The sequence below is a fragment of the Xanthomonas sp. F1 genome (genome assembly GCF_014199855.1).
Map to the genome: position 1 here is coordinate 910,643 of NZ_JACHOK010000001.1, position 23,356 is coordinate 933,998.

The window sequence follows — 23,356 nt, forward strand, 5'->3', positions numbered from 1 at the left end:
GCAGCGGCACTGGTAGGGACGCCGCCACGTGTGTAGGAACGGCGCTTGCCCGCTTCGCAGGATCAGCTGCGATGGCTTGTCCGGACTGCCTGTCGCGGCTGAAGCCGCTCCTACGCGCGGCCTGTCGGGCGGCTACACGCCGCCTTTACCAATCCCCAATCCCGACTACCCAATCCCGGCCGTCAAGGCCCCTGGCCGTCCTCGCCCTTGGCCACCAGCGTGGTCAGCGCCAGGTCGCCGGTCACGTTCAGCGCGGTGCGGCACATGTCCAGGAAATGGTTGACGCCCAGGATCATGCCGATGCCGACCGGGTCCACGCCCACCATCGCACAGATCAGCGCCACCACGGGCAGCGAGCCGGACGGGACGCCGGCGGTGCCGATGCCGCCGAGGATGCAGACCAGCATCACCATGCACTGCTGCGCGATGCTCAGCTCCACGCCGAAGAACTGCGCCAGGAAGATCACCGTCACCCCCTCGAACAGCGCGGTGCCGTTCTGGTTGGCGGTGGCGCCGACGGTCAGCACGAAGCGCGAGACCTTGTGCGGCAGCCCCATCTGGTCGGCCACGCGCAGCGCGGTCGGCAGGGTGGCGTTGCTGGACGCGGTGGAGAACGCCATCACCGTCGCTTCGCGGGTGGCGCGGAAGAACCACAGCGGCGAGCGCCCGGCCAGGCGCACCGCCACGCCGTAGCTCACCACCATGTGCAGGCCCAGCGCCAGCACCACCACGCCCACGTAGGCGCCCAGCCGCACCAGCAACTCGAAGCCGAACAGTGCCGCCAGGTTGAACATGAAGCAGGCCACCGCATACGGCGCCAGGCGGATCACCAGCCCGATCAGGGTCATCGAGATCTCGAACACGCCCTCGATGCCGCGCCGCAGCGTCGCCACCTTGGCGTCTTCGCTGAGCACCATGCCCACGCCGAACATCACCGCGAAGAACATCAGCGACAGGATCGCGCCGTTACTGGACGCGGCCTCGACCACGTTGTCGGGCACGATCGACAGCAGCATGTCCATACCGTGTGGCTGATGCCTGCTCTGGTCGACGATCTGCGCGGTGCGCTCCACGTTCTGCTGCAGCAACTGCTGCGCCAGCTCGCGATCCACACCGATGCCGGGTTTGAGCACGTTGACCAGCACCAGGCCCAGCAGCACCGCCACACCGGACAGCACCACCGTGTAGCCCAGCGTCTTCCAGCCGATGCGCCCGAGCGCGCGGATGTCGCCCATCTCCGAAATGCCCATCACCAGCGCCGAGAACAGCAGCGGCACGATCAGCATGAAGATCAGGTTGAGGAACAGCTTGGAGAACGGCGTGGTGAGGTACTTGGTCAGCGCCTGCACCCAGGCCGCATCGCCGCCCACGCTCAGATGCACCGCTAGGCCCAGCACCAGCCCGAGGACGAAGCCGATCGCCATTTTCCAGTGCAACGGCATGCCGGTTTCGGCCTTCACGGGGGTATCGGTCATGAGCAGCGCCTGGCCAGAAGAAGCGTGGAGCTTAACAAACCCACACTGGCCGTTCTCAAGTCATCGCATGACCGGTGTCCGCCCTGCGCCCCGCAGCAGGGCCATACGGCGGCCAGCGTGCCTACGGCGCGGACGCTAAAGTGCCCACATCAACCGTCTCGAACGCCGCCCATGCTGACCGGATTCAACCACCTCACGCTGGCCGTGCGCGACGTGGAGCGCAGCTTGGAGTTCTACCGGCATGTCCTCGGTCTGCGCGCGCATGCGTGCTGGGACCACGGCGCCTACCTGAGTCTGGGCGAACTGTGGCTCTGCCTGTCGCTGGACCCGCAGCGCGGCCCCGCGGCGTCGGCCGACTACACGCACTATGCGTTCTCCATCGCCGCCGACGCCTTCGCCGACTTTGCCCAGCGCCTGCAAGATCACGCAGTGCCGCTGTGGCAGCGCAATCGCAGCGAAGGCGACTCGCTGTATTTCCTCGATCCGGATGGGCATCGCCTGGAGGCGCATGTCGGCGACCTGCATTCGCGGCTGGCCTCGTGTCGCGCGCGGCCGTATGCGGGAATGCGCTTCCTCGACTGAGCAAGCGGCGCCATCGTCCGGGCACCACCGCGCCCTCGTCGGCAAACACCCGCGTCACAGCGCCCGCCAATCGCGATCCGCAAGCGCCAATGCCTCACGCATCACGCGGATACAGCGGCGGCAACTCGTCCTTGTCCTGCTTGCGCGGCGTAGTGCGCCAGCGCGGCCCAGCCCAGAACGCCTGGCGCAACACGACGCGCGCGCCGCTCACATCGCCGCCACCGCCCCAGCGTGCGTGCTGCATGCGTAGCACCGCATCGCGCTGCGTCGGATCGTCCAGGCGCTGCACCACCGTATCCAGGTCGGCGACGCCGGCCTGGGCACACAGGATCGCCGCGACTTCGTCCAGGCCACCGCTGTCCAGGGCCTTGCGCAGCTCCGGCAGCGCGACGCGTGCAGTCGCGGGTGCCAATGTCGCGCTAGGCGCAGCATTGGGCGCCTTCGCCGTCGCCGGCAGCGCTGCGGCAGCGCGCGTGCGGCGGGCGCGGCGCCAGGCCCAGATCAGGGTCGCCAGCCACAGCACCGCGAAGCCCGCGGCCAGCGCCATCCACAGCGGCAACGAGGCCAGCCGTTCCTGCAAGGTGTGCGTCGGCACCACCGCATTGTCGGCAGGCACCACACTCAGCGTCGGCGCCGTGGGGCTGGCCGGGGCCGGCGCAGGCATACCCTGTCCTGGCTGCACCTGCAGGGTCAGATCCGGCAGGCTGGCCTCGCGTGCGGCACCCGCGCCGACGTCCCACCACGGCATGCGCAGGCCACGCACCAACAAGGGACCGGCCGCCTGCGGCACGATCGAGTAGCGACGGCTGACGGTCACCTGCGGACCGCCGTCGACGAAGCGTTCCTGCACCTGCGGCGGCTCGGCGAACACCTGCGCGCCATCGACGCTGGGCGTGGGCAGCTCGGGGAACTGCGCCTGGGTCGCGCCGCGTGCGGTCGCCTCGACCACGATGTCGGCGGCCTCGCCGGCCTTGGCGCGCTGCGGCGTGGCGGTGTAGCGCAGGCGCAGTTCGTGCAGCGGCAGCCACGGCTGCGGCGCATTGGCCGGCTGCGCACGCACCTGCAGGGTCTGTGCGGTGCCACGCGCATTGAGTTCGCCGCCGCGGCCGAAGTAGTCGTCGAAGAAACCGGTGGGGCCACGACCGCTGAAGCGCGCCCCCGGCAGCAACAGCGAGCCGCTACGCTCGGGGACCAGCAGATAGTGCCGTTCGACCACCGTGTACATGCGCCCGTCGATCTGGCGACGGTTCTGGATGTCGTCGCCGACACGCTGCAGCGACGCACCGGCCGGCGCATCCAGATCGAGTTCGCCGGAACTCAGCGGCACACCGAGATACAGCCGCACCACCACGCCCACGCTCTGCTGCACATAGGGCCGCGCGTCGTCGACGACGGTCTGCACGAACACGTCGGCGTTGCCCACCTGCGCCGGCACATCGGCATTGGTGGTGGCCGGCACCGCGGCACTGGCCGCAGCGACCTCCAGCCGCAACGGCGCAGTGCGCTCGTTGCCGACCTGCAGCGACGGAATCTCCAGCGTGCCGTTGCCGCGCGGCGTCAGCATCACCCCGAACAAGGACTTCGTCGAGACCGCACCATTGACGATCTGCATCTGCCGGCTCTTGACCTCGTTGCTGAGCGCGAAATCGGCGCGCAGCGGCGTGTAGTCCGGCGTCGCCGCCGCCTGGTCGGTCTCGATGTTGAGGGTCACCCCCTCGCCGGCACCGACGTTGTCCCGATCCAGCCACGCGCGCGTGGCGGCAGCCGCCGGCAAGGCCAGCAGCAGCACGGCCAACACCATCAGCACCGCGCAGGCGCGTGCCCCCTGGCCGAGTCGCTTGAAGTGGATCATGGCTCTTGTTCCCGCTGCCTGCGTTCGTGTTCCAGCCTGAATTTGGCGCGCAGCAGATTGCCCGGATCGTCCGGCACCCGCCGCAACCACGCCTCCACCGCCTGCCGCTGCTCGCGCTGCTGCGGCGTTTCGTTCGCGGCGGCAGCGGCACGTTCGGCCGCCTGCTTGTCGGCGCCGCCCTGCTGCGCCATCGCCTGCTGCATCTGCTGGCGCTGCGCCGCATCGGCCTGCTGCTGCGCCTGCGCATCGCCGGGCTTCGGCGGCGCCTGTTGCGCATCCTTGGCGCCATCGCGTCCCTGCTGACCGTCCCGCTGCTGGCCGTTCTGCTGCTGGCCGTTCTGTTGTTTGTCCTTCTGCTGCTGGTCCTTCTGCGCACCGTTCTGCTGTTGGCCCGACTGCTGCTGGCCGTTTTGTTGTTGGCCGTTCTGTTGTTGGCCATTCTGCGACTGCCCGCTCTTCTGCTGCTGGCCGTCCTTGCCCTGCTGACCGGACTTGGAGTTCTGCGACGACTGGCGCTTGCGCGCGGCCTCCACTGCGGCGCGGTTGGCGATCGCATCGGCCATCTGCGGATGCAGCTTCAACGCCTTGTCGTAGGCGTCGATCGCCTCGTCGTAACGGCCCTGGCGCGCCAGCGCATTGCCGAGGTTGTACCAGCCGGCATCGCTGTCGATGCCTTCGAACTGCTGTTGCGCGGCGGCGAAATCGCCCTTGCGATAGGCCTGCACGCCCGCGTCCAGCCGTTGCTGGCGGACCTGGTCGGCACGTTCCCACCACCCGCCTGCGACAGGACCGGACGCCGGCGTCTGTGCCTGAGGCACCGCCGGTGCCTGCGCATGGACCGGCAGCGGCATCGCCAGCGGCACCAACACCAACAGCAGCACCGCGGCACTGCCACGACGGCGGAACGCGAGCAGTGCCAGCAGCATCAGCGGCGGCAGCAACCAATAGCCTTGATCGAGCCACACGCGACCATGGCTTTCGTCGGCCGCCGTCGCATCTTCTTCCTGCGGCCGCAGCACGCCCAGCGCGCGCAGATCCGCGTCATCCGGCGTCAACGCGGCATAGCGTCCCGCACCAGCGGCGGCCAGCGCCCGCAACGCGCCCGCATCCAGTTGCGCATGCGCCAGCCGGCCCTGGTCGTCGCGATAGGCGGCACCCTGCGCGGTGCCCAACCCCAGCACGGACACGTGATACCCCTGCCCGGCCGCGCGTGCCGCCGCCTGCTGCGCCTGCGCGTCGGCCCGATCGCTGAGCACCAGGATGTCGCCGCGGGAGAAGCCGGCCTGGCGCAGCAACTGCGCCGCCCAGTCGATCGCCAGGTCGGTCCGCTGCCCCGCCACCGGCATCACCTGCGGCGACAGCGCATCCAGGAACAGGCCGATGTTCGCCGCATCGTCGGTCAGCGGCGCCACCGTGTACGGCTCGCCGGCATACGCAAGCAGGGCCACTTCGCCGCCGGCACGCTCGTGCAGCAGCCGCGCCAGCTTGGCCCGCGCCTGCAACAGCCGCGACGGCGGCAGATCCCGCGCGTCGATCTGCGCGGACAGGTCCAGCGCGATCACCAGCGGCGTGTGCGCCTGCCACAGTGGCTGCTGTTCCTGGCGCCAGCTCGGCCCGGCCAGCGCCAGCACCGCCAGCGCATAGCCCAGCGCACCCAGCAGCAGGCCGGCCCTGCCCTTGGCGTCGCCACGCGCCAGCAGGTGCGGCAGCAGATGCGGGTCCACCGTGCGCCGCCAGATGTCGCGGCGGCGGCGCCGGCGCCACCAGCTCCAGCCCAGCAACGGCAGCAACAGCAAGGCCCACAGCCACGCGGGGCGCAACAGGTGCAGGGCCTGGAGGAATTCCATCACGCGGGTCACTGCCGCCTCCAGGGCCAGATGAAGGACAGCAATGCCAGCGTCAGCGCCGCGGCCAACGGCCAGGCATAGCGCTCGATCCGCGGCCGCACCGCCGGACCGGCCGAGCGCACCGGCTCGAGCCGGTCCAGTTCGGCGTAGATCGAGGCCAGTTCGCCGGTATCGCGAGCGCGGAAGAAACGCCCGCCAGTATCCTGCGCGATCTTGCGCAGCGTGTCCTCATCGACCTGATCATCGCCGCCGCTGCCGGGAATCGGCAGGCCGAACAGCGACATGCCGCCATCGCCACCGAAGGCGATGGTGTACACGCGCACATGTTCGGCCTTGGCCAGTTCGGCGGCCTTCAGTGGGTCGAGCACGCCGGCCGTGTTGACGCCATCGGTGAGCACGATCAGCACGCGCTCGCCCTGCTTCTGCTCGCGCAGGCGCTTGACCGCCAGCGCGATCGCATCGCCCAGCGCGGTCTCGCGCCCGGCCAGGCCGACGACACTGTCGCGCAACTGGTCGCGCACGGTGGCCAGGTCCGCGGTCAATGGGGTCAGCGCATATGCCTGCTGGCCAAACACCAGCAAGCCGATGCGGTCGCCATCGCGGCGATCGAGGAAGTCGGCCAGCACCGCCTTGGCCGCGGTCAAACGATCGACCACGCGTCCGCCCAGGGTCATGTCGGGCTCGCTCATGCTGCCGGACAGATCCACCGCCAGCATGAGCTGCCGCGCCTGCTGCGGCGGCGCGATGGGTTCGCCCAATTGCAGCGGCCGCGCTGCCGCCGCGCACAGGCAGAACCAGGCCAGCCAGGCCAGCCACACGCTGGCGCGCCACAGCCCGCCGCGCGTCGGTGCGGCGGCCACGGCCTGCAGACGCTCGCCGTACGGCACGCGCAGGGCCGGCGCAGTGCCGCGCCGCGCCGGCAGCAGCAGATTGGCCAGCAGCGGCAGTGGCATCGCCAACCACATCCAGGGCCAGGCGAAGCCGGCCAACAGGTCGCTCAGGCTCTGCCACGAGGACGGCAACAGGCTCATCGCCGTCCTCCGTGCCGCGCCGCCATCAGCGCCAGGAACCGGCGCCGTGCCAGCGGCAGCAGCGCCTGCACCTGCGCCGGGTCCACGCTGGGCCGATAGCCACCGTCGAGCAGCACACGGCCTGGGCCGGTGGAGAACGCCTGACGCTTGTCGCCGCCATCCAGAAACCGTAGCCAGTCCTCGCCCTGCAACGCGGCAGCGGCTGGGTCGCGGCGTTGCGTCGCACGCCGCAACAGCTCCGAGACCGCGGCCACCTGCGCGGGCGGCTCGCCCGTGCGCGTCGCCGCGTCGAACTGGCGTTGCCAGCGCTGCACGCGCTGGCGGCGGCGCAACCACACCAAGAGCACCGCGCCGATCACCAGCAGCAGTACCGCCGCCAGCATCCACCAGCCCGGCGCGGGCGGCCACCAGGCCGGTGCCGGCGGCAGATGCACATCGCGCAGGGGCAGTTGCTGCGGGCTCATGCCGTCGCCCCCCGTTGCACCGGCAGCAACCACGATTCGCTGGGCGCGTCGCTCAGCAGCACCCGCACCTGCACGCCGCGGCCCGGCAGCTCTGCCGCCAGGGTTTCCAACGGCTGCACGAACTGCGCGCGCCAGCGCTGTTGCGCGGCGCTCGCCAGCAGATCCACTTCCACGCGGCGGCCGCTCGCCCAGAACGGCAGGGCCGCGCGCGGCGGCTGCACTTCCAACGGATCGGCGAGCAGCAGCAGTTCCACTTCGTTGTGCAGCGCCAAGCCGGCCCAACGTGCCGCGGGTACCGCCTGCGCGCTGGCAGGATCGGCCAGCACGGTCAAACGCGATCCTGGGCGCAGCAGCTTGGCCGCGTGATCCAGGGCCATGCCCAGGCCGGCGTCGTCCTGCGGCGGCTGCGCGTACCAGCGCACCAACGCATCGAGCACGCGCAGCACGCCGCGCGGCCCGGAGGCGGGCGGCACCGGCGCTTCGCTCCTGCTGCCGCGCAGGGCGGCCAGGCGATCGCCCTGGCGCTGCGCCGCCCACGCCGCGACCGCCCCGGCGCGGGCCGCCTGCACCGACTTGAAGCGGACGCGGGTGCCGAAATACAGCGATGGCGCGGTATCGGCGACGATCAGGCTGAGCCGTTCGCGCTCTGCCTGGAACAATTTGGTATGAGTGCGGCCGCTACGCGCGGTCAGCCGCCAATCGATGTGGCGGACATCGTCGCCCACCACATACTCGCGCGATTCGGCGTATTCCATGCCGCGCCCGCGCATCGGCGACGGGGCAGCCCCACTGAGGCCATGGCGACCGCGCCGCGGCGGCGGCATGCGCGCGACCGCGGCGCGCAGGGCCACCAGCTCGGCCAGGCTGGGACGGATCCCCGCCTCGGCCGGCGCGGCGGCGTGCGGCGTGCCCGGCGCGGTCGGCTGCGGTGCCATCGTCGTTACTCCGCGCGTCGGCGGTCGGCGGGCAACAGCCGTGCTTGGTGACACCCGGTCACGGCGGCGGCACCTTGTCCAGCAGCGCGGCGACCAGGCGATCGCCGTCCCAGCCCTCGGCGGTGGCTTCGTAGCTGGGCAGCACGCGATGGCGCAGCACATCGGCAGCGACCGCGCGCACGTCGTCGGGCGTGACGAAATCGCGCCCGGCCAGCCAGGCCCTGGCGCGCGCGCAGCGTTCCAACGCGATCGAACCGCGCGGACTTGCGCCCCAGGCGATGCGCCGCGCCAACGCGGCGTCGTAGCCGCTGGCATCGCGCGAAGCCAACACCAGCTCGATCAGATAGCGCTCCAGCGGCGGCGCCATGTGCAGCGCCAGCACCGCGCGGCGCGCCGCGAACACGTCTTCCAGCGGCATGCGCGGCGGCGGCGCCTCGCCGGCCTCCAGCGTCTCGCGTGCGCGCTCGCGCGCCAGGCGCAGGATCTCCGCTTCCGCTGCCGCTTCCGGATAACCGATGCGCACGTGCATCAGGAAACGGTCCAGCTGCGCCTCCGGCAGCGGGAAGGTGCCTTCCTGCTCGATCGGGTTCTGCGTCGCCATCACCAGGAACAGCTTCGGCAGCGCATAGGTATGCCGGCCGACGGTGACCTGGCGCTCGCCCATCGCTTCGAGCAGCGCCGATTGCACCTTGGCCGGGGCGCGGTTGATTTCGTCGGCGAGCAGGATCGGATGGAAGATCGGCCCGGGCAGGAACTCGAATCGGCTCTCCTGCGGACGCCACACCTCGGTGCCGGTGAGATCGGCCGGGAGCAGGTCGGGCGTGAACTGGACGCGGGCGAAGTCCGCCTCCAGGCGCGAGGCCAGTGCGCGGATCGCCGTGGTCTTGGCCAGACCGGGCGCGCCTTCGACCAGCAGATGGCCGTCGGCGAGCAGCGCGATCAGCAGGCGCTCCACCAGCGCCGACTGGCCGACGATGGTCTGGGACAGGCCGTCGCGCAGGGCGACGAACGCGGCGTGCAGGCGCTGCTGCTCGGGCGCGGCCGGCGGGGAATCGAGGGTCGGGGATGGCGTGTTCATTTGCGCAGTCTGACCGATCACTGGTGAAAATGGTTCCGCGCGCGGCCGACGCCGCGTGCTGCGAATTCAGGATTTCCTCATCCACGCGGCGTAAACGACGACGGGAGAGGCCTGCGCCTCTCCCGTCGGAGGATCCCGCCTGTCCGCGCCGATCAGCCGGCGCGCTTGGCCACGCGCATCACCTTCGGGGTCACGAAGATCAGCAGCTCGGCCTTGCTCTTGCTGCGGCCGCGCTGCTTGAACAGGTTGCCCAGGAACGGGACGTCCCCCAGGAACGGCACCTTGGACACGCTGCTGCGATCGGTGAACTCGTAGACGCCGCCGATCACCACGGTCTGCCCGTCGTCGACCAGCACCGCAGTATTGATTTCGCGGCGATTGATTTCCGGCACGGTGCCGTAGTTCTGCAGGGTGACGTAGCGCTCCACCTCGTCCTTCTTGACGTTCATGTTCAAGAAGATGCGGTTGTCGTCGGTGATCGTCGGGGTCACCTTCAGCTCCAGCAGCACTTCCTTGAACTGAACGTTCGGGGTGGCGGCGGTGCCGCCGGTACCGCCGGTGATGGTGACGTAGCCGATTTCCTTACCCTGCTTGATCACTGCCTCGCGCTGATTGGAGGTCACGATGCGCGGGTTGGAGATCACCTCGCCACGCCCTTCTTCCTGCAGCGCCGACAGTTCCATGTCCAGCGAGAAATTGGCACCCAGCAAGGTGTAGGCGATGGCACCGGGCGTGCCGGTGGTGAAGGTGCCGGCGGGCATGTTGAAGTTCAGCCCGCCCGGAATGTTGTGCACGTTGTTGTTGATGATCGAGGTGTTGTTGGCCAGGTTGCCGCTGACCACACCGGTATTGCCGCCGTACTGCCGGCGGCCGGCAATGCCGAAGCGCGCACCCAGATCGCGGGCGAAGGTATCGGTGGCGATGACGATGCGGCCTTCGATCAGCACCTGATCGACCGGCCGGTCGATCACGTTGATCAGCTCGCGCATCTGCGCGACCTTCTTCGGGATGTCGCTGATCATCAGCGTGTTGGTGCGCTCGTCGGCGACGAGCCGACCGCGCGGCGACAGGAAGCCGTTGTCGTTCTGGCTGTTGCCGTTGCTGCCGCCATTTCCGCCGCCACCACCGCCACCACCGCCGATGCCCTTGGCCTCGGTCAGCGCCTTGAAGATCGCCGTGGCGCTGTGGTAGTTGATCTGCACGTAGTCGGTGATCAGGTCCTCGCGATTCTCGATCGCGATGCGCGCGTCTTCCTTGTCCTGCTCGAACTTGGCCAGTTCCTGCTGCGGCGCGACCCAGATCACCTTGCCGTCGCGGCGCTTGTCCAGGCCCTTGGCGCGCAGCACGATGTCCAGCGCCTGGTCCCACGGCACGTTGACCAGGCGCAGGGTGACGCTGCCCTGCACGGTGTCGGAGGCGACGATGTTGAGATTGGATTCCTCGGCGATCAGCTGCAGCACCGTGCGCACCGGCACGTCCTGGAAGTTGAAGGTCACCGGCTTGCCGCTGTAGCCACGCTCGGCCACCTGCGCGGCGGCCTGGCTGACCGTGGCCGCGGTGACCGCGCCGACGGCCGGCGCGGCGGCGCGCGGGGTGATCTCGACCACGTACTCGTTGCCCGACTGGTAGGCCAGCGACTCGAACGGGCCATTGGTGCTCAGCGTCAGCTGCGCGCCACCCGCATAGGGCTTGGCATCGATGCGCTGCACCGGGGTGGCGAAATCGGTGACGTTGAGCGGCCGCTGCAGTTCCGGCGGCAGCATCGCGTTGCCGACGTCGACCACCACGTTGTTGCCCTGGGTGCGCAGGTCGGGGCTGGCGCCGGTGCCGTTGAAGGACAGGATCAGTCGTCCCGCACCGCCATCACCGCGCTTGAAGTCGACCTTCGACACCGTGAGCTTGGCCGGCGCCGTCGCGGATGCCGCAGGCGCAACAGCAGGCGCGGCAGGCGGCGCCGCGCTGGCGACGACCGCGTTCCCGAGCATCGCCGCCAACCCCAACGCGCATAGCCGCATCGTCGCGTGGCGCCGGATGGGGCGCAGGCTCAGGGCTTTGGAAAAAGTCATCGTGCTATCCCCATAATCAATCATTGATCGTCCAGCGCGACGGAGGCAGGACGTTCCAGCCAGCCGCCGGCGCCATCCGGCACCAGTTCAATCAAATCGATGCGATCCTCGTGCACCCCGGTCACGCGGCCATCGCTCTGCCCCATGTACACGCCCGGACGCACGCGGTAGGTCACCTTGTCCGGCGCCATCACCAGCGCGACCTGGCCCGCGCCGCTACCCAGCGTGCCCACCATGTTGAGGCTGTCCAGCGGGAACTGCTCCAGCGGCTCCTTGCGGCGGTTCGGATCCGGACGCAGTCCGCTGCTGCCGTCGGGATTGGCCCAGGCATCGCTGAACGGATCGCGCAGGCCCTGCGCGGCGTACTCGAAGGTCTCGAACTGCTGCATCACCGGCAACGGCTCCAGCGGCTGCGCCGGTCGCGCGCGCACTTCCTTCACCCAGTTCTCCAGGTTCGGCGCATCCCCCGGCGTGCTGGTGGTGGTGCGGCCGCAAGCGCCGAGCACGAGCGCCAGCGCGCCCGCGGCGAACATCCTGACCATCCGCTGCTGCCGGCTCATGCGCCACCGCCTTGCTTGCCCGCCTTCTTCGCGGCCGCCGCGGCCTGCTCCTGGTCCGCCATTTCCTTGTCGTCCAGGTAGCGATAGGTCTTGACCGTGCCGGACAGCTCCAGTTCGCCGCGTGCGGTGATGCCGTTGCTCTTGTCGCGCGGTTTCAGATTGATGTCGTGCATGGTCAGGATCACCACCCGCGGCAGCGACGCCACGCCGCTGACGAAGGCGCCGAACTGGTGGTAGCTGCCGACCATGCGCAGGGCGATCGGCTTCTCCGCGTAGAACTCCTTCGGCGACTCCGGACCCGGCTGGAACAACTCGTTGGTCAGGCCGCTGGACAAGGCGGTCTGCGAGATGTCGATGATCAGGTCGGGCATCTCGGTCTTGCTCGGCAGCTGCCGCAGCATCTGCTGCAGCACCTGTTCCATCTGCACCAGTTGCTGCTTCAGCGGCTGCAGGTTCACCGCACGGCTCTGTTCCTTCTCGAAGGTGGCGCGCAGCTCGGTTTCCTTCTGTTCCAGCGCCTGCAGTTCGTCGCTCTTGCTGCTGATCAGCAGGAACCACGACAGGGTCAGGATGAACAGCGTCACCAGCACGCAGAACACGATCTTGGCCTGCTGCGGCCAGTTGCCGATGTTGTTGAAATCCAGCTCTTTGATGTTGAATTTCTTGCTCATGACGCCGGTCCCTGTTGCGCTGGCTTGGCGGCGGGTGCCGGCGGCGCGGCCGGAGCCGGTGCGGCAGAGTTGCCGGGGGCAGGTGCAGCCGCAGGTGCTGCGCCCGGGGCCTGCGCAGGCGATGGCGTGCCAGGCGCGCCACCGGCGGGTACTGCGGCAGGGGTTCCGGACGGAGCGGCTCCGGCCGGTGCCGTCCCGTCGGCCGCCGGATCGGTGCTCTCACCCGGCACCGGCAGCTTGACCCGCAGCGTGAACACATACGGCAGCGCCTTGGTGTCGACGATCGGGCCCTTGGCTTCCTTCTCCTGGGCCTTGGCCTCGATCACCGTCAGTTCCGGATTGGTCATCCAGCCCGAGCCTTCGAGATTGCGCATGTAGGTACTGACCCGCGCGTTGGACTGCGAGCGGCCCTCCAGGGTCAGCATGTCGCCTTCCTGCTTCACCGAGGTCAGCACCACGCCGTCGGGAATGGTCCGCACCAGCGAGTCGAACAGGTGCACCATCTGCGAGCGCTTGGCCTGCAGTTCCTCGATGACCTGCTTGCGCGCCAGCAGCCGACGCTTCTTCTCGTCGAGGGTGTCGATTTCCTTGTTCTGCGCCTGGACCTTCTCGATCTCGGTCTGCAGATACGCGTTGCGTTCGTTCTGGCCGCTGATCTGCAGGTCGTAGTAGAACCAGATCAGCCCCGCCAGCAGCACCCCGGCGAACGCGGCCAGGCCAAGCATCGAATAGAACTCGCGTTCGCGCTGCTTGCGCCGTTCCGCCCGCCAGGGCAGCAGATTGATCTTCGCCATCAGTCGAAGCTCCTCAGCGCCAGGCCGGTGGCGATCATCAGCGCCGGCGCATCCTGGGCCAGCGCATGCGCCTGGACCTTCGGCCCCAGGGTCATCTGCGCCAACGGGTTGGCGACCACCGTGGCCACGCCCAGTTGCTCCTCCACCATCTCCGGCAACCCGGCCAGGGCGGCGCAGCCGCCGGCTAGGACGATGTGGTCGACCCGGTTGAATTCGCTGCCGGCGTAGAAGAACTGCAGCAGGCGGCTGATCTGCTGCACCGTGGCTTCCTTGAACGGTTCCAGCACCTCGACCTCGTAGCTCTCCGGCAGCCCGCCCTGGCGCTTGGCCATGCCGGCTTCCTCGTAGGTCAGGCCGTAGCGGCGCATCACTTCGTCGGTCAGCTGCTTGCCGCCGAACACCTGCTCGCGGCTATACAGACTGCGCCCGCCGCGCAGGACATTGAGGGTGGTCATGGTGGCGCCGATGTCGACCAGGGCGACGATGCCGTCGGCGGCCACCGGCAGCTCGCTGGCCACCAGCGCGAAGGCGTTCTCGACCGCGAAGGCCTCCACGTCCATCACCTTGGCCACCAAGCCGCCCAGCTCCAGGGCCGACTGGCGCAGTTCCACGTTCTCCGAGCGGGAGGCGGCCAGCAGCACCTGCACCATCTCGGGGTTGTTGGGGATGACGCCCAGCACCTCGAAATCCAGGTTCACTTCGTCGATCGGATACGGGATGTAGTTCACCGCCTCCAGCTCGACCTGGGCTTCCAGTTCGCTCTCGTCCAGCTCGGCCGGCATCGGGATCACCTTGGTGATCACCGCCGAACCGGCCACGGCGGCCGCGGCATGCTTGGCGCGGGTGCCGGAACGGGTCACGGCGCGGCGGATCGCCTCGCCCACCGCCTCGACCTCGACGATGTTCTTTTCGACCACGGCATTGGGCGGCAAGGGTTCGACGGCGTAATGCTCGACGCGGAACCGGTTGCCGTTACGCGAAAGCTGCAGCAGCTTGACCGCGGTCGAGCTGATGTCGATGCCGATCAGCGGTTGCTGACTCTTTGGGATAAGCCCCACGGATTTTCCCCTGCCGGCGGGCACTTGGACGCCAATGTTGCGCCAGCGCATTAATAACAAATTTTTTGCAATTGGCAACCGCCCGGTTGCATGTCGCGATCCGTGTCACGGCATGACCTGCGGCAGCAAACCCGTCGCATCCCCGGAACCGGCCCCAGCCGTTCCCCGGCGTACTCTATACTCTGCGCCCAAGAAATCTGCAATCGGAATCTCTCGCGATGCCCCGTTTTCGTCGTTGGCTGCGCTGGGCGCTGGTCATGTTGGTCCTCCTTGGCCTGGTCGGCGCCGCCGTGGCAGGCGGGCTGTACTACGTCGTCTCTTCCAAGCTCCCGGACGTGCAGACCCTGCGCAAGGTCGAGCTGCAGGAGCCGATGTACGTCTACTCCAGCGACGGCAAGCTGATGGCGCTGTTCGGCGAGACCCGGCGCTACCCCATCACCATGAAGGACGTGCCGGAGCGGCTGAAGCAGGCCTTCCTGGCCACCGAGGACGCCCGCTTCTACGAGCATGGCGGGGTCGACTACAAGGGCATCGCGCGCGCGGTATGGCTGCTGGCCACCACCAACGACAAGCGCGTACCGGGCGGCTCCACCATCACCCAGCAGGTCGCCCGCCAGTTCTTCCTGAGCTCGGAGTACAGCTACACCCGCAAGCTGGCGGAGATCCTGCTGGCGCGCAAGATCGAGGCCGAGTTGAGCAAGGACGAGATCTTCGAGCTGTACCTGAACAAGAGTTTCTTCGGCAACCGCGCCTACGGCATCGCCGCCGCCGCCGAGTACTACTACGGCAAGAAGCTCAACGAACTGAGCCTGGACGAGATGGCCTCGCTGGCCGGCATCCCCAAGTTCCCCTCCAGCGGCAACCCGATCAGCAACCCCGAGCGCGCCAAGCAGCGCCGCGACAACTATGTGCTCAGCCGCATGGCCGCGCTGGGCTTCATCACCCCGGCCGAGGCCGAGGCGGCCAAGGCGGTGCCGATGCACGCCGCGCCGCACGAGCGCCCGGTCGAGGTCGAGGCACCCTACGTGGCCGAACTGGTGCGCCAGGAGATGATCGCGCGCTTCGGCGGCGACGTGCTGGACAAGGGCTACCACGTCTACACCACGATCGATGCGACCCTGCAGACCGCCGCCAACCATGCGGTGCGCCAGGGCCTGGTCGTCTACGACCGCCGCCACGGCTGGCATGGGGTTGAGAAGCATTTCGACGTGCCCGCCAATGCCGATGCGGCAGCCCTGGCCAGCCACCTGAGCGGCGTCTACGCGCAGGGCGGGATGCTGCCGAGCATCGTCGCCAGTACCGGCAGCGACGGCAGCGCCACCGTGGTGCTCGCCAACAAGACCGAGCTGGTGCTGCCGGTCGCCGCCAGCCGCTGGACCGGGCGCAGCCCGGCCACCCTGCTCAAGCGCGGCGACCTGGTGCGCATCCAGGCTGGCGACAAGCCGGGCGAATGGGAGATCACCCAGATCCCGCGCGGCCAGGCCGCGCTGGTCTCGCTGGACGCCAACAACGGCGCGCTGCGCGCCATGGTCGGCGGCTTCAGTTATGCCGGCAACAAGTTCAACCGCGCCACCCAGGCGCGTCGCCAGCCGGGCTCCAGCTTCAAGCCGTTCCTGTACGCGGCCTCGTTCGAGAAGGGCTTCAATCCGGCCTCGATCGTGCTCGACGCGCCGGTGGTGTTCCGCGACCGCCGCGGCAAGACCTGGTCGCCGCAGAACGACGGCGGCGGCTTCCGCGGCCCGATGCGCCTGCGCGAGGCGCTGGTGCAGTCGCGCAACCTGGTCTCGGTGCGCCTGCTGGACGCCATCGGCGTGGACTTCGCACGCAAGTACATCAGCCAGTTCGGTTTCCAGGAAGCCGAGCTCCCGCCGAACCTGTCGATGTCGCTGGGCACCGCCTCGCTGACCCCGCTGTCGGTGGCGCGCGGTTACACCGTGTTCGCCAACGGCGGCTCGCTGGTCAACACCTGGATCATCGACAAGGTCACCGACCGCGACGGCAACGTGCTGTTCCAGGAGCACCCGCTGACCGCCTGCCGCAGCTGCGGCAGCCTTGGCGGCAATGCCGCCCCGGTCAGCCAGGTGGTGGACGGCTTCAACTTCGGTGCGGCCACACCCCCGCCGGCGGCCAAACCGGCCGAGACCGCGGCCACGGCGGCCGCAGCGGAGAAGCCTGCCGACCCCGAGGCCAAGGTAGCGCCGCGCGCCATCGACGAGCGCACCGCCTATCAATTGGTGTCGATGATGCGCGACGTGGTCCAGCGCGGCACCGGCACCGCGGCCAAGGTGCTCGGCCGCGAGGACGTGGGCGGCAAGACCGGCTCCACCAACGACCACCGCGACGCCTGGTTCTCCGGCTTCGGCGGCCCATACGTGACCACGGTGTGGGTCGGCCGCGACGACTACCGCTCACTCGGCTACCGCGAGTACGGCGGCAAGGCGGCGCTGCCGATCTGGATCGACTACATGCGCGTCGCATTGAAGGACCAGCCGATCGCCCGCAACGACCCGCCGGGCGGCATGGTCCAGGTCAGCCTCAACGGCGCCACGGAATGGGTCAAGACCGAGGACATGGACCGCATCCAGCAGTTCGACGAAAGCCTGCAGGACCAGAAGACCGACGACGCGGCATTCGACATCTTCTGATCACCCCGCCTCCCCGGCCCCCGGCGCTCGCCGGGGGGCATTGTTCGGCCGGGCGCGCCTCGCTCGACGGACACCGCATCACGCAGTCGTGCCGGGTACACCTGAATTTCGCAAGGCTGCGGTACAGTCGGGTCAGGCTTTGAGGGGAGGCGCACCATGCACCACGCTCGGCAACATGCCCGGACCCGCACGCACGAACGCCGTCGCCGGCTGGCGCACGAAGCCGCCCGCCTGATGGCCGAAGGCGGCATCCGCGATTTCCACCAGGCCAAGCTCAAGGCCGCCGACCGGCTCGGCATCCACGACGATGCCTCGTTGCCGCGCAACAGCGAGATCGAGGACGCCCTGCGCGAATACCAGCGGCTGTTCGCCGGCCCGGACCATGCCGGCGAGCTGCGCCGGCGCCGCGAGGCGGCGCTGCGCGCGATGGACTTCCTGCACGCGTTCGCGCCGCGCCTGGCCGGACCGGTGCACGACGGCACCGCCGACGCCAACAGCCCGGTGCAACTGCACCTGCACAGCGACGACGCCGAGGCGGTGGCGCGCTTCCTCGAAGAGCACCGGATCCCGGCCGAACTGCGCAGCCGCCGTCTGCGCCTGGACCGCGAGCGCAGCGAGGACTTTCCGGTGTGGCTATTCGCCGCCGAGGAACTGACCTTCGACCTGACCGTGCTGCCCTACGACGCGCTGCGCCAGGCGCCGCTGTCGCAGGTGGACGAAAAGCCGATGCGGCGCGCCTCGATGCCGCAACTGCGGCAACTGCTGACCGAGCAGGACATCGCCGACTACCAGTACGGCTAGCGCGTACCGCGCCGCGTCGCGGATGCGGCAGTGGATGCGACGGGCACCGTATGACCGCGTCGAAGCCGGTGCTCCGATGCGCAGCGGACGCAACGAGGCGCCCGCGCCCTCTTTCTGTTTCGGCGCTGCCCAACGAAAAACGCCCCGCGCAAGGCGGGGCGTTCCGGACAACCTGACGGCGATCGATCAGCGCTTGTCGGCGCCGGTGTAATCGCGCTTGTCGTAGCCGGTGTAGATCTGGCGCGGACGGCCGATCTTCATTTCCGGGTCGACCTGCTGTTCCAGCCAGTGCGAGACCCAGCCGGCGGTACGGGCGATGGCGAACATCACGGTGAACATCTCCACCGGGATGTTCAGCGCCTTGTAGATGATGCCCGAGTAGAAGTCGACGTTCGGGTACAGCTTGCGCTGCACGAAGTAATCGTCCTTCAGCGCGGCCTCTTCCAGCTTCAGCGCGACTTCCAGCAGCGGGTCGTTGACGCCCAGCTCGCCCAGCACCTTGTGGGTCATCTCGCGGATGATCTTCGCGCGCGGGTCGAAGTTCTTGTACACGCGGTGGCCGAAGCCCATCAGGCGGAAGCTCGAGTTCTTGTCCTTGGCCTTGGCCACGGCGCTCTCGACGTTGTCGGCGGTGCCGATCTCCTCCAGCATCTTCAGCACGGCTTCGTTGGCGCCGCCGTGCGCCGGGCCCCACAGCGCGGTGATGCCGGCGGCGACCGAGGCGTACGGATTGGCGCCGGTGGAACCGACCAGGCGCACGGTCGAGGTCGAGGCGTTCTGCTCGTGGTCGGCGTGCAGGATGAACAGCAGGTCCAGGGCCTTGGCCACGACCGGGTTCATCTGCAGCTGCTCGCTCGGCACCTCGAACATCATGTGCAGGAAGCGCTCGACATAGCCGAGGTTGTTGCGCGGATAGCGGATCGGCCAGCCGATCGAGTAGCGATAGGCGGCGGCGGCGATCGTCGGCACCTTGGCGATCAGGCGGATCGCGGCCAGACGGCGCTGCTCCGGATCGTTGAGGTCGAGGGTGTCGTGATAGAACGCCGACAGCGAGGCGACGGTACCGGCCATCATCGCCATCGGGTGCGCATCGTGGCGGAAGCCTCCGAGGAAGTTCTTCAGCGACTCGTGCATCATCGTGTGATGCGTCACTTCGTGGTCGAACTTCTTGAACTCGTCGGCGGTGGGCAGCTCGCCGTTCATCAGCAGGTAGGCCACTTCGAGGAAGTTGGACTTCTCGGCCAGTTGCTCGATCGGGTAGCCGCGGTACAGCAGCACGCCGTTGTCGCCGTCGATGTAGGTGATCGCCGACTTGCAGCTGGCGGTCGCGGTGAAGCCCGAGTCGTAGGTGAAGAGACCGGTCTCCTTGGTCAACTTGGAAATGTCGACGCAATCGTTGCCCAGGGTGGGCTTGAGTACCGGAAGAACGACCGACTTGTCGCCGGCGTTCAACGTGACCTGATCAAGATCGGACACAGTGTGCGCTCCTCGATGGAAGGCGCCTGTCCGATTACGTTGCGAACAGACGCGTGAAGGAAGTCCACGGCAATCGCCACGGATCGCGCCATTATCGCACAGCAGCATTTGCGTCGTCGCTCACCACCCACGCTGCACGATGGCGGCAGGAAAGCGACACAGCGTTGCGTCCTCGCCGTATTTTCACGGAAGGATGACACCGGCGCGTCGACGCCGGGAGGAGACAGCGGATAGCAAAACGGCCGCGCAAGCGGCCGTCGCTCTACATCCGTTCGACGGTTCCGATCAGCGCGCGTAGCGCTTCTGGAACTTGTCGATGCGGCCGCTGGTGTCGATGACCTTGTGCTTGCCCGTGTAGAACGGATGCGAAGCCGAGGAGATTTCGACCTTGATCAGCGGATACTCTTCGCCGTCCTCCCACTTGACCGTCTCTTTCGAGGACATGGTCGAACGGGTCAGGATCTTGAAATCGGAGGTGACATCGTGGAACACGACGTCGCGGTACTGGGGATGGATGTCGGCCTTCATGGGCTCGCACCGTAGGTGGCTGCTGGACAAGAGGGAAACTATAACAGCCCTCCTGCCCTGCACGCAACGTTTACGTATCGGCAGATGGAGCGGACGTCACCTGGGACGTCCTGCTCCCGGGAGAGTCCGCCCGAGCACGGGCGGGACTCCAGGCTCAGCCGGCGCCGACCGCCGTGCGGGCCAGGCCCAGGAACCGCGCGTGGTCGTAGCGGATGAGCATGGTCACGTTGTCCGCCAGGCCCAACTGGCGGTTCCAGTCGACCAGGGTGGCGCCGCGGGTGTGCGCCCCGGACAGCTCGATCTGCATCGGCCGCGACTGCACCTCCTGGGCACCCTCGGGCTGCAGCGCCCAGGCCATCGCCAGCGCATCGGCGGCATACCAATGCTCGCCGCGCGCGTCTTCCGACCATAGCCGGGTCTTGCGCGAAATCAGCTCGTAGAAGCGCGCCTTGGGCGCATCCACCGCCAGCCACTGCTCGACCTCGCGGTGCGGCAGGCCATGCGCCACCGTCGCTTCCCAGTCGGCGACCTCGATGTGCGGGAACGCCTTGAACACGATGTGCGCCGCCTCCGGATCGAAGGCGATATTGAACTCGGCAGCCGGAGTGATGTTGCCGTGGCAGGTGATCGCCCCGCCCATCACCAGGAAGCGGCCGACGCGCTGCGGCAGGGTCGGGTCCAGTTTCAGCGCCAACGCGATATTGGTCAGCGGCCCCAGCGCGACCAGCAGCAGGCGCCCGGCGTACTGGTGCGACAGGCGCAGGATCGCCAGCGCGGCATGCTCGGCCTCCGCGCCACGCGCGGCGGGCGGCAGGTCGACGTCGCCGAAGCCGTCCTGGCCATGCACGTGCCCGGCGTCCACCGAGGGATGCAGCAGCGGATCGGCGCAGCCGGCGAACACCGGCACGTCCTCGCGCCCAGCCACTTCGCACAGCTTCAGCGCATTGCGCACGGTGTGGCGCAGCCCGACGTTGCCGGCGGCGATGGTCAGCCCGACCACCTCATGGCGCGGATCGGCGAACGCCATCAGCAGCGCCAGCGCATCGTCCACGCCGGGGTCGGTATCGATCAACAGGGGAATCTTGTCGCTCATGCGTCGCTTCGCTCGTCCGTTCGGCCGCCGAGTCTGGCACTGCGGCGCAGGCATGGGAAGGCGCGGGGATTGGGGAGTCGGGATTGGGGATTCGCAAAAGCGGCATCGCCACGTCTTCGTTCGAAGGGGCGGCTTTAGCCGCGATCGGGTCTCCTGATCACGCCCGGTGGCGACCGAAGCCGCTTCCTACAACAGCAGGCGGACGGCCGCTTCTAACGAATCCCCAATCCCGAATGCCGAATCCCGGCCCCATCACGCCCCGGCGAACCGCACCGCGCCACCGACCCAGCGCGCGACGATGCGGTCGGCCAGGACAGGCGCCTCCTCCAGCAGCCGGTCGGCCAGGGCGTGCACGCGCGGCAGCAGGCCGGCGTCGCGCGCCAGGTCGGCCACGCGGAACGCGGCCAGGCCGGTCTGGCGGGTGCCGAGCAGCTCGCCCGGACCGCGCAGTTCCAGATCCTTCTCGGCGATGACGAAGCCATCGTTGGTCTGGCGCATGGTCTCCAGGCGCTGCCGCGCCATCGCCGACAGCGGCGCCTGGTACATCAGCACGCAGCTCGACGCCGCCGCGCCGCGCCCGACCCGGCCGCGCAACTGGTGCAACTGCGCCAGGCCCAGGCGCTCGGCGTTCTCGATGATCATCAGCGAGGCGTTGGGCACGTCCACGCCGACCTCGATGACCGTAGTGGCGACCAGCAGGTCGATCTCGCCCTGCTTGAACGCGCGCATCGCCGCCTGCTTCTCCGCCGGCTTCATGCGTCCGTGCACCAGGCCCACGCGCAGTTCCGGCAACTGCGCCGACAGCGCCTCGAAGGTGGCCTGCGCGGCGCTGGCCTCGAGCCGGTTGCCGGCACCGCCCTGCGCGGGCTTCTCGCTGTCCTCGGCCTCTTCGATCAGGGTGCAGACCCAATAGGCCTGGCGACCTTCGGCGCAGGCCACGCGGATGCGCTGCACCAGCTCGGGACGGCGATCGGCGTTGAGCACGATGGTCTGCACCGGCGTGCGTCCCGGCGGCAGTTCGTCGATGGAGGAGACGTCCAGATCGGCATACGCGGCCATCGCCAGCGTGCGCGGGATCGGCGTGGCGGTCATCACCAGTTGGTGCGGCACGCCCGCACCGGAAGCGCCCTTGTCGCGCAGCGCCAGGCGCTGGTGTACGCCGAAGCGGTGCTGCTCGTCGACGATGGCCAGCGCCAGGTCGTGGAAGCGCACCGCCTCCTGCATCAGCGCATGCGTGCCGACCACCACCTGCGCCTCGCCCGAGGCGATCTGCGCCAGGGTCGCGCTGCGCGCCTTGCCGGTGACCTTGCCGGCCAGCCAGGCCACGCGCACGCCCAGCGGCTCCAGCCAACCGCGCAGGTTGGCCAGATGCTGTTCGGCGAGCAGTTCGGTCGGCGCCGCCAGCGCCGCCTGCTTGCGCTTGTCCACCGCCAGCATCGCCGCCAGCGCGGCGACCACGGTCTTGCCGCTGCCGACATCGCCCTGCACCAGCCGCAGCATCGGCGCCGGCCGCTCCAGGTCGGCGCGGATCTGCGCGAACACGCGCTGCTGCGCGCCGGTCAGTCGGAACGGTAGCGACTGCTGCAGGCGCTTGGCCAGCAGCCCGCGGCTGCGCAGCGACGGCGCCGGCTGACACTGCATGGCGATGCGCTGGCGCCGCAGGCTCAGGTGATGCGCGAGCAGTTCCTCCAGCGCCAGGCGCTGCTGCGCCGGATGCAGGCCGGCGGCGAGCGCGGCCAGGTCGGCCTGCGGCGGCGGCCGGTGCGCGACCAGCAGCGCGCTGCGCAGCGACGGCAGGCCGAGTTCGGCCAGCAGCGACGCCGGCAGCAGTTCCAGCGCCGCCTCCTCCGGCAGCCGGTCCAGCGCCTGGCCGATCAGCCGGCGCACCGTCGCCGGGCCGACGCCCTCCACTGCCGGGTATACCGGATCCAGGCGATCGCCCAGCGCCGCGGCGTCGTCCTCGCCGAGGATCTGATAGCTGGGATGCACGAACTCCAGGCCGTGCTGGCCCGGCTTGGGCGTGCCGAAGGCGCGCAAGCGCGCACCGACCGCGAACTGCGCCGCCTGTGCGGCACGGAACTGGAAAAAGCGCAGCACAAGTGTGCCGCGCGAGTCGTCGGCCACCGCCACGCGCAGCATCGGCCGATAGCGGAAGCCGCGATCCACCGCCTGCACCCGCCCTTCGACCTGCGCCGGCACGCCCGGCTGCAGCGCCGCCACGGTAGTCAGGCGGGTGCGGTCCTCATAGCGCAGCGGCAGGTGCAGCCACAGGTCCTGCAGGGTGGACAGGCCGCGCGCGGCGAATTTCTCCGCCAGCTTGGGACCGACGCCGGGCAACGTGGTCAACGGCACCTCGCCTGCCGCCGACAGCGCCGGCGCCGGAACCTGCACGCGCGGCAC

The 23,356-nt window shown here is 69.0% G+C and carries 19 protein-coding genes; 3 read left to right on the forward strand and 16 right to left on the reverse strand.

What is annotated here, in order from left to right; translation table 11 throughout:
* Positions 1-182 precede the first annotated feature (182 nt).
* Positions 183-1,475, reverse strand: coding sequence for a dicarboxylate/amino acid:cation symporter (locus GGR71_RS03740; RefSeq protein ID WP_160957227.1), 1,293 nt, complete (start codon positions 1,473-1,475; stop codon positions 183-185).
* 171 nt (positions 1,476-1,646) lie between these two features.
* Between GGR71_RS03740 and fos the strand changes: the two genes are divergently transcribed.
* Entirely contained in the window at positions 1,647-2,057 is a 411-nt protein-coding gene (gene fos / locus GGR71_RS03745) for a fosfomycin resistance glutathione transferase (RefSeq protein ID WP_048491963.1), read from the forward strand.
* A gap of 94 nt (positions 2,058-2,151) precedes the next feature.
* Here fos and GGR71_RS03750 read toward each other — a convergent pair whose 3' ends face one another.
* The 11 genes from GGR71_RS03750 to GGR71_RS03800 all read right to left on the reverse strand — a co-directional run bounded on the left by GGR71_RS03750 (position 2,152) and on the right by GGR71_RS03800 (position 14,413).
* Entirely contained in the window at positions 2,152-3,909 is a 1,758-nt protein-coding gene (locus GGR71_RS03750) for a BatD family protein (RefSeq protein ID WP_160957226.1), read from the reverse strand.
* Positions 3,906-5,756, reverse strand: coding sequence for a tetratricopeptide repeat protein (locus GGR71_RS03755; RefSeq protein ID WP_184451691.1), 1,851 nt, complete (start codon positions 5,754-5,756; stop codon positions 3,906-3,908). Before GGR71_RS03755 ends, GGR71_RS03750 begins: the two co-directional genes overlap by 4 nt.
* An 8-nt stretch (positions 5,757-5,764) precedes the next feature.
* The gene (locus GGR71_RS03760; protein WP_160957224.1) at positions 5,765-6,787 is read right to left on the reverse strand and encodes a vWA domain-containing protein; all 1,023 of its coding nucleotides are present in this window, start codon (positions 6,785-6,787) and stop codon (positions 5,765-5,767) included.
* Positions 6,784-7,251 carry a DUF4381 domain-containing protein gene (locus tag GGR71_RS03765; protein ID WP_160957223.1) on the reverse strand — a complete coding sequence of 156 codons (468 nt, stop codon included), beginning with the start codon at positions 7,249-7,251 and terminating at the stop codon, positions 6,784-6,786. Before GGR71_RS03765 ends, GGR71_RS03760 begins: the two co-directional genes overlap by 4 nt.
* Positions 7,248-8,186: a DUF58 domain-containing protein gene (locus tag GGR71_RS03770; RefSeq protein WP_160957222.1), complete on the reverse strand. Its 939-nt coding sequence runs from the start codon at positions 8,184-8,186 to the stop codon at positions 7,248-7,250. Before GGR71_RS03770 ends, GGR71_RS03765 begins: the two co-directional genes overlap by 4 nt.
* 58 nt (positions 8,187-8,244) lie before the next feature.
* Complete coding sequence (locus GGR71_RS03775; RefSeq protein WP_017914104.1) at positions 8,245-9,264, reverse strand: AAA family ATPase; 1,020 nt, start codon at positions 9,262-9,264, stop codon at positions 8,245-8,247.
* A gap of 152 nt (positions 9,265-9,416) precedes the next feature.
* Complete coding sequence (locus GGR71_RS03780; protein WP_160957221.1) at positions 9,417-11,330, reverse strand: type IV pilus secretin PilQ; 1,914 nt, start codon at positions 11,328-11,330, stop codon at positions 9,417-9,419.
* A 20-nt stretch (positions 11,331-11,350) separates the two neighbouring features.
* Complete coding sequence (locus tag GGR71_RS03785; RefSeq protein WP_160957384.1) at positions 11,351-11,872, reverse strand: pilus assembly protein PilP; 522 nt, start codon at positions 11,870-11,872, stop codon at positions 11,351-11,353.
* Between the two features lie 14 nt (positions 11,873-11,886).
* Positions 11,887-12,561, reverse strand: coding sequence for a type IV pilus inner membrane component PilO (locus GGR71_RS03790; RefSeq protein ID WP_048491955.1), 675 nt, complete (start codon positions 12,559-12,561; stop codon positions 11,887-11,889).
* On the reverse strand, positions 12,558-13,355 hold the full coding sequence (locus GGR71_RS03795) for a PilN domain-containing protein (protein WP_160957220.1): 798 nt from the start codon (positions 13,353-13,355) through the stop codon (positions 12,558-12,560). Before GGR71_RS03795 ends, GGR71_RS03790 begins: the two co-directional genes overlap by 4 nt.
* Positions 13,355-14,413: a pilus assembly protein PilM gene (locus tag GGR71_RS03800; protein ID WP_017908825.1), complete on the reverse strand. Its 1,059-nt coding sequence runs from the start codon at positions 14,411-14,413 to the stop codon at positions 13,355-13,357. The genes GGR71_RS03795 and GGR71_RS03800 overlap by 1 nt, the downstream gene beginning before the upstream one ends.
* A gap of 218 nt (positions 14,414-14,631) precedes the next feature.
* Between GGR71_RS03800 and GGR71_RS03805 the strand changes: the two genes are divergently transcribed.
* Together GGR71_RS03805 and GGR71_RS03810 are read left to right on the forward strand one after the other, a co-directional pair.
* Positions 14,632-17,058 carry a penicillin-binding protein 1A gene (locus GGR71_RS03805; protein WP_160957219.1) on the forward strand — a complete coding sequence of 809 codons (2,427 nt, stop codon included), beginning with the start codon at positions 14,632-14,634 and terminating at the stop codon, positions 17,056-17,058.
* Between the two features lie 156 nt (positions 17,059-17,214).
* The gene (locus tag GGR71_RS03810) at positions 17,215-17,859 is read left to right on the forward strand and encodes a hypothetical protein (RefSeq protein ID WP_048491952.1); all 645 of its coding nucleotides are present in this window, start codon (positions 17,215-17,217) and stop codon (positions 17,857-17,859) included.
* A 186-nt stretch (positions 17,860-18,045) separates the two neighbouring features.
* On the opposite strand, the gene GGR71_RS03815 is transcribed toward GGR71_RS03810, so the two are convergent.
* From GGR71_RS03815 to recG, 4 genes are all read right to left on the reverse strand, one after another.
* Positions 18,046-19,335: a citrate synthase gene (locus GGR71_RS03815; RefSeq protein ID WP_160957218.1), complete on the reverse strand. Its 1,290-nt coding sequence runs from the start codon at positions 19,333-19,335 to the stop codon at positions 18,046-18,048.
* Positions 19,336-19,620: 285 nt separating this feature from the next.
* Positions 19,621-19,863: a type B 50S ribosomal protein L31 gene (locus tag GGR71_RS03820; protein ID WP_010341537.1), complete on the reverse strand. Its 243-nt coding sequence runs from the start codon at positions 19,861-19,863 to the stop codon at positions 19,621-19,623.
* 154 nt (positions 19,864-20,017) lie between these two features.
* Positions 20,018-20,956 carry a nucleoside hydrolase gene (locus GGR71_RS03825; protein WP_160957217.1) on the reverse strand — a complete coding sequence of 313 codons (939 nt, stop codon included), beginning with the start codon at positions 20,954-20,956 and terminating at the stop codon, positions 20,018-20,020.
* Positions 20,957-21,208: 252 nt separating this feature from the next.
* A complete protein-coding gene (gene recG / locus GGR71_RS03830; RefSeq protein WP_160957216.1) occupies positions 21,209-23,356 on the reverse strand; it encodes an ATP-dependent DNA helicase RecG in 2,148 nt (715 codons plus the stop codon).

Bases quoted from the DNA above. Each gene is read 5' to 3' on its own strand.
- GGR71_RS03785 (WP_160957384.1), bottom strand. From the start codon at position 11,872: ATGGTCAGGATGTTCGCCGCGGGCGCGCTGGCGCTCGTGCTCGGCGCT.
- GGR71_RS03790 (WP_048491955.1), bottom strand. From the start codon at position 12,561: ATGAGCAAGAAATTCAACATCAAAGAGCTGGATTTCAACAACATCGGC.
- GGR71_RS03795 (WP_160957220.1), bottom strand. From the start codon at position 13,355: ATGGCGAAGATCAATCTGCTGCCCTGGCGGGCGGAACGGCGCAAGCAG.
- GGR71_RS03755 (WP_184451691.1), bottom strand. From the start codon at position 5,756: ATGGAATTCCTCCAGGCCCTGCACCTGTTGCGCCCCGCGTGGCTGTGG.
- GGR71_RS03770 (WP_160957222.1), bottom strand. From the start codon at position 8,186: ATGGCACCGCAGCCGACCGCGCCGGGCACGCCGCACGCCGCCGCGCCG.
- GGR71_RS03750 (WP_160957226.1), bottom strand. From the start codon at position 3,909: ATGATCCACTTCAAGCGACTCGGCCAGGGGGCACGCGCCTGCGCGGTG.
- GGR71_RS03780 (WP_160957221.1), bottom strand. From the start codon at position 11,330: ATGACTTTTTCCAAAGCCCTGAGCCTGCGCCCCATCCGGCGCCACGCG.
- fos (WP_048491963.1), top strand. From the start codon at position 1,647: ATGCTGACCGGATTCAACCACCTCACGCTGGCCGTGCGCGACGTGGAG.
- GGR71_RS03765 (WP_160957223.1), bottom strand. From the start codon at position 7,251: ATGAGCCCGCAGCAACTGCCCCTGCGCGATGTGCATCTGCCGCCGGCA.
- GGR71_RS03820 (WP_010341537.1), bottom strand. From the start codon at position 19,863: ATGAAGGCCGACATCCATCCCCAGTACCGCGACGTCGTGTTCCACGAT.
- GGR71_RS03825 (WP_160957217.1), bottom strand. From the start codon at position 20,956: ATGAGCGACAAGATTCCCCTGTTGATCGATACCGACCCCGGCGTGGAC.
- GGR71_RS03805 (WP_160957219.1), top strand. From the start codon at position 14,632: ATGCCCCGTTTTCGTCGTTGGCTGCGCTGGGCGCTGGTCATGTTGGTC.
- GGR71_RS03810 (WP_048491952.1), top strand. From the start codon at position 17,215: ATGCACCACGCTCGGCAACATGCCCGGACCCGCACGCACGAACGCCGT.
- GGR71_RS03775 (WP_017914104.1), bottom strand. From the start codon at position 9,264: ATGAACACGCCATCCCCGACCCTCGATTCCCCGCCGGCCGCGCCCGAG.
- GGR71_RS03740 (WP_160957227.1), bottom strand. From the start codon at position 1,475: ATGACCGATACCCCCGTGAAGGCCGAAACCGGCATGCCGTTGCACTGG.
- GGR71_RS03760 (WP_160957224.1), bottom strand. From the start codon at position 6,787: ATGAGCCTGTTGCCGTCCTCGTGGCAGAGCCTGAGCGACCTGTTGGCC.